13 protein-coding genes are annotated in these 14,977 nt (G+C 69.2%); 3 read left to right on the top strand and 10 right to left on the bottom strand.

Going from position 1 to position 14,977, the window contains the following annotated elements; all coding sequences use genetic code 11:
- Positions 1-96 precede the first annotated feature (96 nt).
- Positions 97-1,302, top strand: a complete 1,206-nt coding sequence (locus HQ306_RS09170; protein ID WP_222630694.1) for an MFS transporter — start codon at positions 97-99, stop codon at positions 1,300-1,302.
- Here HQ306_RS09170 and HQ306_RS09165 read toward each other — a convergent pair.
- The 5 genes from HQ306_RS09165 to HQ306_RS09145 form a co-directional block, all read right to left on the bottom strand.
- Positions 1,291-2,304, bottom strand: a complete 1,014-nt coding sequence (locus HQ306_RS09165; RefSeq protein ID WP_222630692.1) for a 3-isopropylmalate dehydrogenase — start codon at positions 2,302-2,304, stop codon at positions 1,291-1,293. The genes HQ306_RS09170 and HQ306_RS09165 overlap by 12 nt on opposite strands.
- 26 nt (positions 2,305-2,330) lie before the next feature.
- A complete protein-coding gene (serA, locus tag HQ306_RS09160) occupies positions 2,331-3,926 on the bottom strand; it encodes a phosphoglycerate dehydrogenase (RefSeq protein ID WP_056445463.1) in 1,596 nt (531 codons plus the stop codon).
- 147 nt (positions 3,927-4,073) lie between these two features.
- On the bottom strand, positions 4,074-5,075 hold the full coding sequence (gene ilvC, locus HQ306_RS09155; RefSeq protein WP_027507014.1) for a ketol-acid reductoisomerase: 1,002 nt from the start codon (positions 5,073-5,075) through the stop codon (positions 4,074-4,076).
- Between the two features lie 79 nt (positions 5,076-5,154).
- Entirely contained in the window at positions 5,155-5,658 is a 504-nt protein-coding gene (gene ilvN / locus HQ306_RS09150; RefSeq protein ID WP_027507015.1) for an acetolactate synthase small subunit, read from the bottom strand.
- Complete coding sequence (locus HQ306_RS09145; protein ID WP_051613648.1) at positions 5,655-7,583, bottom strand: acetolactate synthase large subunit; 1,929 nt, start codon at positions 7,581-7,583, stop codon at positions 5,655-5,657. Before HQ306_RS09145 ends, ilvN begins: the two co-directional genes overlap by 4 nt.
- 274 nt (positions 7,584-7,857) lie before the next feature.
- Here HQ306_RS09145 and HQ306_RS09140 point away from each other — a divergent pair, with 274 nt between their 5' ends.
- Positions 7,858-8,349 (top strand): PH domain-containing protein, encoded by a 492-nt coding sequence (locus HQ306_RS09140; protein ID WP_162246770.1) that lies wholly within the window; start codon positions 7,858-7,860, stop codon positions 8,347-8,349.
- Positions 8,350-8,418: 69 nt separating this feature from the next.
- Here HQ306_RS09140 and HQ306_RS09135 read toward each other — a convergent pair whose 3' ends face one another.
- Positions 8,419-9,252, bottom strand: a complete 834-nt coding sequence (locus HQ306_RS09135) for a DoxX family protein (protein WP_222630683.1) — start codon at positions 9,250-9,252, stop codon at positions 8,419-8,421.
- 58 nt (positions 9,253-9,310) lie between these two features.
- On the opposite strand from HQ306_RS09135, the gene HQ306_RS09130 reads away from it, so the two are divergent.
- A complete protein-coding gene (locus HQ306_RS09130; protein ID WP_027507017.1) occupies positions 9,311-10,453 on the top strand; it encodes a PQQ-dependent sugar dehydrogenase in 1,143 nt (380 codons plus the stop codon).
- A gap of 24 nt (positions 10,454-10,477) precedes the next feature.
- Here the strand turns inward: HQ306_RS09130 and gatB are convergent, their stop codons facing one another.
- The 4 genes from gatB to gatC form a co-directional block, all read right to left on the bottom strand.
- Entirely contained in the window at positions 10,478-11,995 is a 1,518-nt protein-coding gene (gene gatB / locus HQ306_RS09125) for an Asp-tRNA(Asn)/Glu-tRNA(Gln) amidotransferase subunit GatB (protein ID WP_222630681.1), read from the bottom strand.
- 44 nt (positions 11,996-12,039) lie between these two features.
- Positions 12,040-13,071 carry an ATP-dependent 6-phosphofructokinase gene (locus HQ306_RS09120; RefSeq protein ID WP_027507019.1) on the bottom strand — a complete coding sequence of 344 codons (1,032 nt, stop codon included), beginning with the start codon at positions 13,069-13,071 and terminating at the stop codon, positions 12,040-12,042.
- Positions 13,072-13,168: 97 nt separating this feature from the next.
- Complete coding sequence (gatA, locus tag HQ306_RS09115) at positions 13,169-14,665, bottom strand: Asp-tRNA(Asn)/Glu-tRNA(Gln) amidotransferase subunit GatA (RefSeq protein WP_037187049.1); 1,497 nt, start codon at positions 14,663-14,665, stop codon at positions 13,169-13,171.
- Complete coding sequence (gene gatC / locus HQ306_RS09110; protein WP_222630679.1) at positions 14,665-14,961, bottom strand: Asp-tRNA(Asn)/Glu-tRNA(Gln) amidotransferase subunit GatC; 297 nt, start codon at positions 14,959-14,961, stop codon at positions 14,665-14,667. The genes gatA and gatC overlap by 1 nt, the downstream gene beginning before the upstream one ends.
- Between the last annotated feature and the right edge of the window lie 16 nt (positions 14,962-14,977).

The following is a 14,977-nucleotide window of genomic DNA, read 5'->3' as shown; positions in this document are numbered from 1 at the left end:
CGGCGGGCGACGAACGACGATCACGTACGGGTAGCATCGGCGACCGGGAGTTCAACAGGCGAGAATGTTGTCCCATATAGTGAGAACGGAGCCGGTATGAGTCGCGTCCAGCGCTACACCACGTCCACGACGGGTCGGTGGGCGATGCTCGTGATCGGCATGCTCGCGACGGCCTCCACGGCACTGCTTCTGAACGGCGCCGCCTTCCTCATCCCCGCACTTCGGGATCAGCGCGGACTCTCGCTCGCGTCGGCGGGTCTGATCGTGGCGATGCCGACGGCCGGCATCGTCCTGACGCTGTTCGCGTGGGGCGCCGTCGTCGACCGCGTGGGCGAACGGCGATCCCTGATCGCTGGTTCCGTGCTGACGTCGATGGCCGCCTTCTGCGCCGCCGCGACGGAGTCCACGGTGGCGTTGGCCGTCTTCCTGCTGCTCGGCGGCATGGCCGCCGCCAGCGTGAACTCCGCCACCGGACGCGTGGTGGTGGGGTGGTTCCCTCCCCACCGCCGCGGCCTGGCGATGGGCATCCGGCAGATGTCACTCCCTCTCGGAGTCGCACTGTCCGCGTTGCTGATTCCCGGTATCGCCCGCGATCACGGAGTGGGGACCGCGATGCTCCTTCCCGCGGTCGCGTCCGCCCTCTCCGCTCTCGCCTGCCTCGTCGGTGTGTTCGATCCGCCGCGGCCCTCCCGATCGGCCGCCTCGAGTGCCGATCTCCTCGCCAACCCCTACCGCGGGCGTCGCGATCTCTGGCGCATACACGGTGCGTCGGTCGCGCTGGTGGTGCCGCAGTACGTGGTGTGGACGTTCGCCCTCGTCTGGCTCGTGGACCAACGGGCCTGGTCCCCGGAGGCCGCCGGTGTCCTGATCACCGTCTCGCAGATCCTCGGAGCGGGAGGACGCATCGCCGCCGGCGCAGTGTCGGACCGGGTGGGCAGCAGACTCGGACCGATGCGGTGGGTCGCCGTCGGCGTCGTGGCCGTGATGGCCGCGCTGGCGATCGCGGACGCCGCGGGCCTCGCGGTATCGGTGGTGATACTCGTGGTCGCGTCGGTGGCGACGGTGTCACCCAACGGGCTCGCATTCACCGCCGTGGCCGAGCGGGCGGGTCCGTTCTGGAGCGGGCGAGCACTCGGCGCGCAGAACACCAGTCAGTTCATCGCCGCGTCGGCGGTTCCCCCGGTGTTCGGCGCCCTGATCACGCACACGTCGTACGCGGTGGCGTTCGGGGTGTCCGCGGCGATCGCGCTTCTCGCGGTACCGACCATTCCGCGAGAAGCGCGAGACCGACTACACCAGTGAGGCGATCCGATCGCCGATCGTCGCGGTCGTGCCCGGGTCCCCGGCGGTGCGCGTCGCCAGGTCCTGCGCGACGGCGGACTCGACGCGCGCCGCCGCCTCGGTCTCGCCGAGATGTGCGAGGAGGAGCGACACCGACAGGATGGCGGCCGTCGGATCGGCGATTCCCTTGCCGGCGATGTCCGGCGCACTGCCGTGCACGGGCTCGAACATGCTCGGATTCGTGCGCGTCGCATCGATGTTCGCGCTCGCGGCCAGACCGATACCACCGGCGACCGCGGCCGCGAGATCGGTGATGATGTCGCCGAAGAGATTGTCGGTGACGATCACGTCGAAGCGGCCCGGGTCGGTCACCAGGTGGATCGTCGCCGCGTCGATGTGCTGGTACGCCACCTCGACGTCGGGGAACTCTGCGGCGACCTCGTCGACCGTCCGCTTCCACAGCGATCCCGCGAACCCCAGCACGTTCGTCTTGTGCAGCAGGGTCACGTGCCTGCGACGACCCATCGCTCGCGCGAAGCCGTCACGGACCACGCGCTCCACACCGAACCGCGTGTTGAGGCTGACCTCGGTGGCGACCTCGTGCGGAGTGCCGACGCGGATTGCGCCGCCGTTGCCCGTGTACGGGCCCTCGGTGCCCTCCCGCACGACGACGATGTCGACCGGCTTGTTGCCCGCCAACGGACCGACGACACCCGGGTACAGCTTGGACGGGCGCAGGTTGATGTGGTGATCCAGCGCGAATCGTGCGGTCAGCAACAATCCGCGCTCGAGCACACCGCTGGGCACCGACGGATCACCGATGGCGCCGAGCAGGATGGCGTCGTGTCCGCGGAGCTCCTCGAGCACCGACGACGGCAGGATCTCCCCCGTCGCGTGATAGCGCCGTGCACCCAGGTCGTACTCCGTGGTCTCCGCACCGGGCGCGACCACCTCGAGCACCTTGAGCGCCTCGGCCACCACCTCCGGTCCGATGCCGTCTCCGGCCACGACACCCAGCTTCATCGAAGTCCCCTCGTTCGGCGTCGACATCAGGACAGGTCGACCAGCTCGATGGTCGTCGCGCCCACGGAGGCGGCGATGGCGTCCCGAACGTCCTGCGCCACATCTCGATCGACGCGCAGCAGGATGGTGGCGCCACCGCCCTCCGCGTCCTGGCTGAGTGCCGCGGCGGCGATGTCGACACCGGCGTCGCCCAGGGCGGTGCCGATGCGTCCGAGCGAGCCGGGACGGTCGTCGTACGTCACGATGAGGTTCTTGCCCTCGGCGCGCAGATCGAAGTTGCGGCCGTTGATGTTGACGATCTTCTCCACGTGCTGGGGACCGGTGAGGGTGCCCGCGACGTTGACGACGGTCCCGTCGCCGTAGACCGCTCGGACGTCGACGACGCTCCGGTGGTTGGGGCTCTCGCTGGCCTTGGTCACGTCGGCCGTGACACCACGCTCCTCGGCGAGCGACGGTGCGTTGACGAAGGTGACCGCGTCCTCGATGACGGCGGAGAACAGTCCCCGCAGCGCCGACAGCTTGAGGATGTCGACGTCCTCGGACGCCAGCTCACCGCGCACGTCGACGGACAGCGACGTCGGGAGCTCGTCCGACAGGGCACCCAGCAGGACGCCCTGCTTGCGCACGATGTCGAGCCACGGCGCGACCTCCTCGCCGACGGCACCGCCGGAGACGTTCACCGCGTCGGGCACGAACTCGCCGGCGAGGGCGAGCAGGACGGACTTGGCGACGTCGGTGCCGGCGCGGTCCTGGGCCTCGGTGGTCGAGGCACCGAGGTGCGGGGTGACGACGACCTGCGGGAGCTCGAACAGCGGGCTGTCGGTGCAGGGCTCGCTCGCGTAGACGTCGATGCCCGCGGCGAAGACGTGGCCGCTGGTGATCGCGTCGGCGAGAGCCTGCTCGTCGACCAGTCCACCGCGGGCGGCGTTGACGACGATGACGCCCTTCTTGGTCCGGGCGAGCGCCTCCTTGCCGATCAGACCCTTGGTCTCGGGGGTCTTCGGCAGGTGTACGGAGAACATGTCGGCACGCTCGAGAAGCTCGTCGAGGCTGACCAGCTCGATACCGAGCTGCGCGGCACGAGCCGGCGAGACGTAGGGGTCGTACGCGATGATGTGCGTCTCGAACGCGGCGAGACGCTGCGCGAAGAGCTGACCGATACGGCCGAGCCCGACCACGCCGACGGTCTTGCCGAAGATCTCGACGCCGTTGAACTTGCTGCGCTTCCACTCGTGCTGACGCAGTGTGGCGTCGGCGGCGGGGATCTGGCGAGCAGCCGAGAGCAGGAGCGTCACCGCGTGCTCGGCGGCGGTGTGGATGTTGGACGTGGGGGCGTTGACGACGAGCACGCCGCGCTCGGTGGCTGCGGGGACGTCGACGTTGTCCAGGCCGACGCCGGCGCGGGCGACGATCTTGAGCTTGGTACCGGCAGCGAGCACCTCGGCATCGACCGTGGTCGCGGAGCGGACCAGGATGGCGTCGGCATCGGGGACCGCGGCGAGGAGGGCCGGACGATCCGGACCGTCCACCCACCGGACCTCGACTCCGTCGCCGAGAGCCTCGACGGTGGACTGCGCAAGTTTGTCGGCGATGAGGACGACGGGGCGGCCTGGCTGGCTCACGTGGAGAACTCCCTGATCAGGTGACGGAGAAGAGGTGTGGTTCCGGATTCGTGCGGGCGTCAGCCTAGTGGCCGAGCCGCGACCCGACGCAGGGCACCCGAGGTCGAGGAACTCGACCGCGGGTGCCCCGTGTCAGGAATGCGAGAGTCAGGCCGTCTCGGTGATGGGACGGTCGACCCAGCTCATGAGGTCGCGCAGCTTCTTGCCGGTGACCTCGATGGGGTGCTCGGCGTTCTGCTTGCGCAGGCCCTCGAGCTCGGTGTTGCCGTTCTCGACGTTGGCCACGAGGCGCTTGGTGAACTCGCCCGACTGGATGTCGGCCAGGATCGCCTTCATGCGCTCCTTGGTGCCGGCATCGATGACGCGCGGCCCGGAGAGGTAGCCGCCGAACTCCGCGGTGTCGGACACCGAGTAGTTCATGCGCGCGATGCCGCCCTCGTACATGAGGTCGACGATGAGCTTGAGCTCGTGCAGCACCTCGAAGTACGCCATCTCGGGCGCATAGCCGGCCTCGACCATGACCTCGAAGCCGGTCTTCACCAGCTCCTCGGTACCGCCGCACAGCACGGCCTGCTCACCGAAGAGGTCGGTCTCGGTCTCTTCCTTGAACGTGGTCTTGATGACGCCGGCACGCGTGCCGCCGATGCCGCGGGCGTAGGACAGCGCGAGAGCCTGGCCCTCACCCTTCGGATCCTGGTCGACGGCGATCAGGGCGGGAACACCCTTGCCGTCGACGAACTGACGGCGCACGAGGTGGCCGGGTCCCTTGGGGGCGACCATGCCGACGGTGATGTTGGCCGGGGCCTCGATGAGCTTGAAGTGGATGTTCAGGCCGTGGCCGAAGAACAGCGCGTCGCCGTCCTTGAGGTTGGGCTCGATGTCGTCCTTGAAGATCTGCGCCTGGGCGGTGTCCGGAGCGAGCAGCATGATGACGTCGGCCCACTCGGAGACCTCCGCCGGCGTACCCACGCCGAGGCCCTGCTCGGCAGCCTTGTCACGCGACTTGGAGCCTTCCTTCAGACCGATACGGACGTCGACGCCCGAGTCGCGCAAGCTGAGCGAGTGCGCATGGCCCTGGCTTCCGTATCCGATCACAGCGACCTTGCGGCCCTGGATGATCGAGAGATCGGCATCGTCGTCGTAGAACATCTCGACTGCCACTGTGGTTTCCTCCTACATCTGTCCCGGTCGCATGTGACCGGGTAATCGAAACTACTGGGTTGGGTGACTAGCGGGACGCGGTGATGGACTTCGGCCCACGACCCACCGCGACGACGCCGGACTGGACGATCTCGCGAACACCGTACGGGTCGAGCATCCGGAGCAACGCCTCGAGCTTCGAGCGGGTACCGGTCGCCTCGACGGTGACTGCCTCCGGCGAGACGTCGATGACCTTGGCGCGGAACAGGTTCACCGTCTCGATGACCTCGCTCCGCACGCTCGCGTCGGCGCGGACCTTGATGAGCACGAGCTCACGGGCGACCGATGAATCGGCTTCCTGCTCGACGATCTTGATGACGTTGACGAGCTTGTTCAGCTGCTTCGTCACCTGCTCGAGCGGGAACTCGTCGACCGTGACGACGATGGTCATGCGCGAGATCTCGGGCACCTCGGTGCCGCCCACCGCGAGGGAGGCGATGTTGAATCCGCGGCGCGAGAACAGCGACGCCACGCGTGCGAGCACGCCCGGCTTGTCCTCGACGAGCACGCTGAGGGTGTGACTGGTGCTCACAGGTCGATGCCTTTCGAATTCGCGCCCTGGGCCGCCTCGGTGACGTCGCCGACCGAGCCGGGCTCCTGCGCCGCTTCCTCGTCGTTGTCGAACAGAGGACGGATGCCGCGGGCGGCCATGATCTCGGAGTTGCCGGTGCCCGCAGCGACCATCGGCCACACCTGGGCGTCCTTGCCGACGATGAAGTCGATGACGACCGGGCGATCGTTGATCGCACGCGCCTGCGCGATCACCGCGTCGACGTCCTCCTCACGCTCGCACCGCAGTCCGACGCATCCCAGCGCCTCGGCGAGCTTGAGGAAGTCGGGGATGCGGACGGCGCCGTGCGTGCCGAGCTCGGTGTTGGAGTAGCGCTCCTCGTAGAAGAGCGTCTGCCACTGCCGCACCATGCCGAGGTTGCCGTTGTTGATGACGGCGACCTTGATGGGGATGCCCTCGACCGCACAGGTCGCGAGCTCCTGGTTGGTCATCTGGAAGCAGCCGTCACCGTCGATGGCCCAGACCTCGGTGTCGGGCAGACCCATCTTGGCGCCCATCGCGGCCGGGACCGCGTAGCCCATCGTGCCGAGTCCACCCGAGTTGAGCCACGTCCGCGGCTTCTCGTAACTGATGAACTGAGCGGCCCACATCTGGTGCTGTCCGACCCCGGCGCAGTAGATCGCGTCGGGTCCGGCGAACTTGCCGATCGACTGAATCACGAACTCGGGCGACATCGCACCGTCCGACGGACGGTCGTAGCTCAGCGGGTAGGTGCGCCGCACGTTGTCGAGGTAGGTCCACCAGTCGGCGAGATCCAGGGCGGTGCCGGTGGCCTGGTCCGCGCGGATCGCCTCGATCAGCTCGACGATGACCTCGCGGCAGTCACCCACGATCGGCACGTCGGCGAACCGGTTCTTGCCGATCTCGGCGGGATCGATGTCGGCGTGGACCACCTTCGCCTCGGGGGCGAACGAGTCGAGCTGCCCGGTCACGCGGTCGTCGAAACGAGCGCCGAGCGTGATGAGCAGATCGCTCTTCTGCAGTGCGGCGACCGCGGCGACCGTTCCGTGCATGCCGGGCATGCCGAGGTTCAGGTCGTGGCTGTCCGGGAAGACGCCCCGCGCCATCAGTGTCGTCACGACGGGGATGCCGGTGAGCTCCGCCAGCTCGAGGAGCTCGGGCGACGAGTTCGACTTGATGATGCCGCCGCCGCAGTACAGCACCGGCTTCTTCGCTGCCGCGATGAGCCGCGCGGCCTCACGCACCTGCTTGCCGTGCGGCTTCGTCACCGGGCGGTAGCCCGGCAGCTTCATCTCCGGCGGCCACGAGAAGGTGGTCTGCGCCTGCAGGACGTCCTTCGGGATGTCGACGAGCACCGCGCCCGGTCGTCCGGAGGACGCCAGGTAGAAGGCCTCGGCGATCATGCGCGGGATGTCGAGCGGGTCGGTGATGAGGAAGTTGTGCTTGGTGACGGGCATCGTGATGCCCGAGATGTCGGCTTCCTGGAAGGCGTCGGTACCGATCAGCGCGCGGCCGACCTGTCCGGTGATGGCGACGACCGGGACGGAGTCCATCTGCGCATCGGCCAGCGGCGTCACCAGGTTGGTGGCGCCGGGACCGGACGTCGCGATGCACACGCCGACGCGGCCGGTGGCCTGCGCGTAGCCGGTGGCGGCGTGGCCGGCACCCTGCTCGTGTCGCACCAGCACGTGCCGGACCTTCGCCGAGTCGAGCAGCGGATCGTAGACGGGAAGTACGGCACCACCGGGAATGCCGAAGACGACGTCGACCTCGAGCTCCTCGAGTGCGCGGACGACGGACTTCGCTCCGGTCACGCGCTCGGGCGCGAGGGGACGACGCTGCGGCGTCGCGGACGGAGTGGGACGATCGGCGGCGGGCGGAGCCTTGCGTGGTGCCGGGCCGGGCCGGGCGGTGGGTGCGCTCACTGGTGCTTCCTTAGAACTTCATCCGGGCAAGAAAAAACCCTCGCCAGCAGATGCTGTACGAGGGTGGCGCGTCGTGGCTGAGCGTGAAGACGTTTCGGCTCAGGCGACGACGCGCCTGCCGATTACGAGGAACTCTTCACGCTTCACGCGTGTGACGTTAGGCGCGTGATGCGGTGCCAGTCAAACTTACCGAACTCGTTGTCCCATTATGTGGGATGGCGTTATGCAGTGCGAAGATGGAGGGGTGTCGTCTTCGCAGCAGTCCGAACCACCGGTGACAGTCTCCCATACCGAGAGCCCCACTTCCGACGCCTCCCCCGCGGCCCCCACGGTGTTCCGCATCCCGGCCCTGGCGCTGTCCGGCGTGGCGCTGTTCCTGTTCGGGGTCACGTTCCCCGTGGTCGGGGCGCCGGAGCTCTTCGGGTGGATGCTCGCGCTCCCGGTCCTGCTGGGGTACTGGATCATCCGCGTCCGGACCACCGTCACTCCGGAGCGGTTCGTCTCGCGCCGGGCGTTCCGTTCCACCACGGTGCCGTGGTCGTCCGTGACGGGACTGCTGTTCCCGAAGCTCGGGTGGGGCAAGGCGACCCTCGAGGACGGCTCGACCGTCCGGATGCCGGGCGTGACCGTCGACAAGCTCCCGCTTCTGTCCGCGGCGAGCGGCGGCGCGGTGCCGGATCCGTCGCCGGTCGAGGAGCCCGCTCAGGACGAGCCGGTCGAGGCCGAGTCCGCCGTCGAGCAGGACGAGGCCGAACCGCGGGCCTGAACGACCACAACTCGGCCGGATCGACGGAATCCCGTCGATCCGGCCGAGTTGTGGACGGTGACGCACGGATCAGGCGAAGGGGTCGGCGCCGTTCAGGAAGATCCACAGCGCTGCAGCACCGCCGATGCCGATGGCCAACGCGAGGAACGACCCGATGAAGGGCCGGCGCGCCCATCCACGTCCGCCGTCCACGGCGATCCGTCCGGGGCCCGTGAGGATGATGGACGCCGACGCCAGCACCAGCAGCGTCTCGTACTCGACACCTGCAGGGGCGAAGAACTGCAACCCCGGCTCGCCGACCTGACGCACGAGCCAGGCGTTGATCATGACGGCCAGGACTGCGGCACCCGCGAGAGGCGTGGCCAGGCCGAGGATCAGCAGCGCACCGCCGGCGACCTCGCCGACCGCACCGAGAATGGACAGCAGACGTGCCTGGTCGTAGCCGGACCCGGCGACGATCTCCTGGAAGCCCGAGAGCCCGGGACCGTCGAACCATCCCGTGAGCTTCTGCAGACCGTGCACCAGCACGATCGCGCCGACACTCACGCGCAGGATCAGCAGTCCGAGATCGAGCGTGCCGCGACGCTCCGGGACCACATCGGGCCGCACCTCGGCGGGGGTCGCGGTGCGATCGGTTCCGGCCACCGGGATCGCGCGCGTCGCGCTGTCGTCGTAGGCCGGTTCGGTGCGACCCGCCGTCGTCGTGTCACCGGGGTAGCCGGTGAGCTTCTCGGTGGGATGCGCGGTACGCGACCGGTCGGCGTCCAGTTCGTCGTCGGTGCGCGGGAGCTGTGCTCCGCTGCCCCCGCCTATCCGCTCGGTCGGCTGGTCGTAGGGACTCGCCGCCGGCTCGTAACCGGACGGGGATCGGCCTGTGTCATCGGACTTCTCACTCACGTGCATCAGCGTAGATGCGGCGGGCCCGTTCCCGGCGCAGGCGCGACCCGTACCGTGGGATCTCATGACAGTGGGTGGGACTCGGCGCGCGGCCCGGCGATCGTTCGTGCTCGGCGCGGCGGTGATGGCGATCGTCACGGCCTCCGCGGGATGCGCACGCTTCGACGACTCCGCCTCGACGGAGTTCTCCCCCGAACCCACGTTCGGTGCTGCCGACATCGAACCGGTGGAGCCGGGAGCGCCGGGTTCCAGCACGCCGCCCGCGCCGTCGCCGGCCACCGGCCCCTGCGTGGATCCGGATCCCAACGTGGTCGCGACCTGTCTCGACACCCTGTCCGGCCTCGTCGTCCTCCCCGGCGGGGCATCGGCCCTGGTCGGCGAGCGTCGCACCGGCACCATCTTCCAGGTGGCTCCGGGCCAGGCGCCCCGACCCGTCGTGACCGTCCCGGTCGACGGTGACGGCGACGGCGGACTGCTCGACATCACGCTGTCCCCCACCTACGACGAGGACCGCCTCCTCTACGCGTACATCACGACGGCGACCGACAACCGCGTGGTGCGCATCGCGGCGGGAGACGTTCCCAAGACCGTGCTCGCCGGCATCCCCCGCGGGACCACCAGCTCGGGTGCACTCGATTTCTCGTCACCCGACGAACTCCGGGTGATCACAGGCGACGGGGGCGATCCCGCCGCTGCGGCGAACCCGGCGTCGCTCGCAGGCAAGGTTCTGGCCGTCACCGACCCGCGTGTCGACTCCACCTCGGCTCCCCGCGTCGTCATGAGCGGCATCGGCCGCGCCGGCGACGTCTGCATCGACGCCACGGGCAGCACCTGGGTGACCGATGCGACGGCCACCGAGGACCGGCTGTCCCGCATCACGCCCGAGGGTGCCGTCGTCAGTCCCGTGTGGACGTGGCCGGACAAGCCGGGCGTCGGCGGATGCGCGGCCGCACCCGGCTCGGTGGCCGTGTCGATGTCCGGTGCCCGTGCGCTGGCACTGGTTCCCGTGGACCCGGACACCAACGCGGTGACGACGCCGCCGACCCTCACCGCACAGGACCGGTACGGCCGCCTGCGTGGTGCGTCGCTCGGCGCTCAGGGCCAGGTGTGGGTGACCACCGTGAACAAGGACGGCGGCCAGCCGGTGCCGACGGACGACCGAGTGGTCATCGTGCCGGTGCCGGCCGGCGGCGGCGGGAGCGACTAGCGGGAAGGCCGGAGGCCGGTCGTTCTAGCTGCAGGCGGCGATGACGAGTTCCTTGACTCGCGCGGGGTCGGCCTGGCCCTTGGTCGCCTTCATGACGGCACCGACGATGGCACCGGCGGCCTGCACCTTGCCGCCGCGGATCTTCTCCGTGACGGAGGGGTTGGCCGCGAGCGCTTCGGACACGGCCGTCTCGAGCGCCGAATCGTCTTGCACGACAGCGAGTCCGCGTGCCTCGACGACGGCGTCGGGGTCACCCTCATTATCGAGGACACCGTCGACCACCTTGCGGGCGTTGGCGTTGGTGAGTGTGCGGTCGGCGACCAGCGCGGCGACGCGGGCCACCTGAACCGGGGTGATCGCCAGGTCCGCGAGGTCGACGCCGCGGGTGTTGGCCTGCTGCGACAGGTACGCCACCCACCAGCTGCGGGCGGCGTCGGGTGTCGCACCGGCGTCGACGGTCGCGGTGATGAGGCCGAGCGCATCGGCGTTGACGACGTCGCGCATGACGAGATCGGACCAGCCCCACTCCTTCTGGATGCGAGAGCGGGTGATCCACGGCGCCTCGGGAATGGTGGCGCGCAGTTCCTCGACCCAGGCGGCGTCCGGGGCGACCGGCTCGAGATCGGGCTCCGGGAAGTAGCGGTAGTCCTCCGCGGTCTCTTTCTTGCGACCGGGCGCCGTGCTGCCGTCGGCCTCCTGGAAGTGCCGCGTCTCCTGCACGATCTCGCCGCCCTCCGCGAGAACTGCTGCCTGACGGCGCATCTCGTAGCGGACGGCGACCTCGACGCTCTTGAGGGAGTTGACATTCTTGGTCTCGGTCCGGGTGCCGAACTCGGTGGCGCCCTTCTCCATCAGCGAGACGTTGGCATCGCACCGGAGCGAGCCCTGGTCCATCCGCACGTCGGACACGCCGAGCTCGCGGATCAGTTCCCGCAGCGCGGTGACGTAGGCGCGGGCCACCTCGGGCGCGCGGTCGCCGGCGCCCTCGATGGTCTTGGTGACGATCTCGACGAGAGGCACACCGGCCCGGTTGTAGTCCAGCAGTGAGTGACTCGCTCCGTCGATACGACCGGTGGCGCCGCCGACGTGCAACGACTTGCCGGTGTCCTCCTCCATGTGGGCGCGCTCGATGTCGACCCGCCACGTGGACCCGTCGTCGAGCACCACGTCGAGAAAGCCCTCGGTGGCGATCGGCTCGTCGTACTGCGAGATCTGGTAGTTCTTCGGCTGGTCCGGGTAGAAGTAGTTCTTCCGCGCGAACCGACCCCACGGCGTGATGGAGCAGTTCAGCGCGAGGCCGATCCGGATGGCGGACTCGACGGCAGCCGCGTTGACCACCGGCAGCGCACCCGGCAGGCCGAGGCACACCGGACACACCTGGGTGTTGGGCTCGGCACCGAACTCGGTGGGGCACCCACAGAACATCTTGGTGGCGGTACCGAGCTCGACGTGCACCTCCATGCCCAGCACGGGGTCGTACCGGGAGATCACCTCGTCGTAGTCCATCAGGCTCGTCGAGTGCGATGAGGTGGCAGCAGTCATGGTGCCGAGTTTACTGCGGACCGGTGGGCCGAACCCCCTCGGTGTCAGCCGAAGAAGGCGGCCGCGTCCAGGTAGCGACTCTCGGGAACCCGCTTGAGCTGGCGGACGGCCTCCTCGAGGTCCACCAGGCCGATCTCAGCGCCCTGGAGGGAGACCATCTTGCCCTTCTCCCCCGCGTGCACGGCGTCGACGGCGTTGACGCCGAAACGGGTGGCGAGGACGCGGTCGTACGGAGTGGGCTTGCCGCCGCGCTGCACGTGGCCCAGCACCGTGGTGCGGACCTCCTTGTTGATGCGGCGTTCGATCTCGACGCCCAATTGCTGTGCGACACCGGTGAACCGGACGTGGCCGAACTCGTCGATTCCTCCGTCGCGGATCTCCATCGACCCCTCCTTGGGCGTCGCTCCCTCGGCGACGACGCAGATGAAGTGGGAGTCCCCGCGCTGGAACCGCTTCTTCACCAGATCGCACACCTCCTGGACGTCGAAGGGCTGCTCGGGGATCAGTGTCATGTGCGCGCCGGACGCGAGGCCGGAGTGCAGCGCGATCCAGCCGGCGTGCCGCCCCATCACCTCGACGAGCATGACGCGCTGGTGGGACTCGGCGGTGCTGTGCAGCCGATCGATCGCGTCGGTGGCGATGGTGAGTGCCGTGTCGAAACCGAACGTGACGTCGGTGCAGTCGATGTCGTTGTCGATGGTCTTGGGAACCCCGATGACGGGCACGCCCTCCTGCGACAGCCAGTGTCCGGCGGTCAACGTGCCCTCGCCGCCGATGGGGATGAGCACGTCGATGCCGTTGTCGTCCATCGTCTGCTTGATCTGGTCGAGCCCCGCCCGCAGCTTCTCGGGATTGACGCGTGCGGTCCCCAGGATGGTGCCGCCCTTGGTGAGCAGTCGATCGTTGCGATCGTCGTTGCGCAGTTGGATACGACGGTCCTCGAGCAGGCCGCGCCAGCCGTCGAGGAATCCGACCACCGACGACCCGTAGCGGGCGTCCGCCGTGCGTACGACGGCCCTGATGACCGCGTTGAGTCCCGGGCAGTCGCCGCCGCCGGTCAGTACTCCGATACGCATGGGTCGGTGCCTCTCGTTCGCGGGTGTCGACGCGGGGTCGCCGCGCACGATGCTCGTCACCATCTTGCTACCTCCGGCGCGGGGAGGCACGGTCGGATCAGATCGCGGACGGCTGGGGAAACTCTCCCCGTGCGGCTTCGTACGCCGCACCGACCCGGTAGAGGCGATCGTCCGCCATCGCCGGAGCCATGATCTGCAGCCCGACCGGGAGACCGTCCGCGAGACCGGACGGCACCGACATGGCCGGGTGACCGGCCAGGTTGGTCGGCAGGGTGCAGAGGTCGTACAGGTACATGGCGATGGGGTCGTCGACCTTCTCGCCCAGCGCGAACGCCGTCGACGGGGTGGTGGGCGACACCAGGACGTCCACCTTCTCGTAGGCACGATCGAAGTCCCGGGCGATGAGCGTCCGGATCTTCAGAGCCTGGCCGTAGTACGCGTCGTAGTAGCCTGCGGACAGCGCATACGTCCCGATCATGATGCGGCGCTTGACCTCCGGGCCGAACCCGGCGGCACGCGACATCGCCATGACCTGATCGGCACTGTGCGTTCCGTCGTCACCGACCCGCAGTCCGTAGCGCATCGCGTCGAAGCGGGCGAGGTTGGACGACACCTCCGACGGGAGGATGAGGTAGTACGCGGCGAGGGCGTGATCGAAGTTGGGGCACGACACCTCCACCACCTCGGCGCCCAGCGAGGTGAGCACCTCGACGGCGGCGTCGAAGGAGGAGATGACCCCCGGCTGATAGGCGTCCGAGTGCAGTTCCTTGACGACGCCGACGCGCACGCCCGTCAGATCTCCACCCGCGCCGCGGCGCGCCGCCGCGACGACGTCCGGCACCGCCGCGTCGACCGACGTCGAGTCGCGGGGGTCGTGTCCGGCGATGACCTGGTGCAGCAACGCGGTGTCGAGCACCGTCCGCCCGCAGGGACCGCCCTGATCCAGGGAGGAGGCGCAGGCGATGAGCCCGTACCGGGAGACGCCGCCGTACGTCGGCTTGCACCCGACGGTTCCGGTGACGGCGGCCGGTTGCCGGATCGAGCCACCGGTGTCGGTACCGATGGCCAACGGTGCCTGGAACGACGCGAGCGCCGCGGCCGAACCGCCGCCCGAACCGCCCGGCACCCGAGTGGTGTCCCACGGGTTCAGGGTGGGTCCGTACGCGCTGTTCTCGGTGGACGACCCCATCGCGAACTCGTCCATGTTGGTCTTGCCCAGCAACGGGATTCCCGCGGCACGCAGCCTCGCGGTGACCGTGGCGTCGTACGGCGAGACCCATCCCTCGAGGATCTTCGAGCCGGCGGTGGTGGGCATGTCCGTGGTGGTGAACACGTCCTTCAGCGCCAACGGGACGCCGGCCAACTCCGACGCGGGCGTCTCACCCGCGTCCAACGCGTCGTCGACGCGCTGGGCGGCGGCGATCGCCTCGTCCCCCGCGACGTGCAGGAAGGCGTGCAGCGTTCCGTCGACCTCGGCGATGCGATCGAGGTGGGCGCGAGTGACCTCCACGGCGGAGACCTCGCGGGTACGGATCTTCGCGGCCAGGTCGGACGCGGTGGACCGGATCAGATCGGTCTGCTCGGCGGCGGTCATCAGTCTTCTCCCAGGATGCGCGGCACCGCGAAGCGGCTCTGTTCGGACGCGGGCGCCTCGGCGAGGGCACTGTCCGGGCCGAGACCCGGGACGATGACGTCTGGCCGGGTGACGTTGGTCACAGCGAGCGGACTCGCGGTGGCGTCGACGTCCGAGACGTCGACCTCCGACACCGCCTTCACGTGGCCCAGAATGGCGTCGAGCTGACCGGCGAACGCATCGAGTTCGTGCTCCTCGAGCGCGAGCCGGGACAGTCGTGCGAGGTGGGCGACCTCGTCGCGGGATATGGCAGACACGTCCGTCAGGCCCCCT

Source organism: Rhodococcus sp. BP-160 (assembly GCF_019836205.1).
GTDB lineage: Bacteria > Actinomycetota > Actinomycetes > Mycobacteriales > Mycobacteriaceae > Rhodococcoides.
Note: the sequence above shows the minus strand (reverse complement) of the source record. Positions and strands in the feature narration are given on the sequence as shown.

Excerpts from the sequence above, each read along its gene's own strand:
- HQ306_RS09130 (WP_027507017.1), top strand. The coding sequence starts at position 9,311 with ATGACAGTGGGTGGGACTCGGCGCGCGGCCCGGCGATCGTTCGTGCTC.
- gatB (WP_222630681.1), bottom strand. The coding sequence starts at position 11,995 with ATGACTGCTGCCACCTCATCGCACTCGACGAGCCTGATGGACTACGAC.
- HQ306_RS09135 (WP_222630683.1), bottom strand. The coding sequence starts at position 9,252 with ATGCACGTGAGTGAGAAGTCCGATGACACAGGCCGATCCCCGTCCGGT.
- gatA (WP_037187049.1), bottom strand. The coding sequence starts at position 14,665 with ATGACCGCCGCCGAGCAGACCGATCTGATCCGGTCCACCGCGTCCGAC.
- HQ306_RS09165 (WP_222630692.1), bottom strand. The coding sequence starts at position 2,304 with ATGAAGCTGGGTGTCGTGGCCGGAGACGGCATCGGACCGGAGGTGGTG.
- HQ306_RS09120 (WP_027507019.1), bottom strand. The coding sequence starts at position 13,071 with ATGCGTATCGGAGTACTGACCGGCGGCGGCGACTGCCCGGGACTCAAC.
- HQ306_RS09170 (WP_222630694.1), top strand. The coding sequence starts at position 97 with ATGAGTCGCGTCCAGCGCTACACCACGTCCACGACGGGTCGGTGGGCG.
- ilvC (WP_027507014.1), bottom strand. The coding sequence starts at position 5,075 with ATGTTCTACGACGACGATGCCGATCTCTCGATCATCCAGGGCCGCAAG.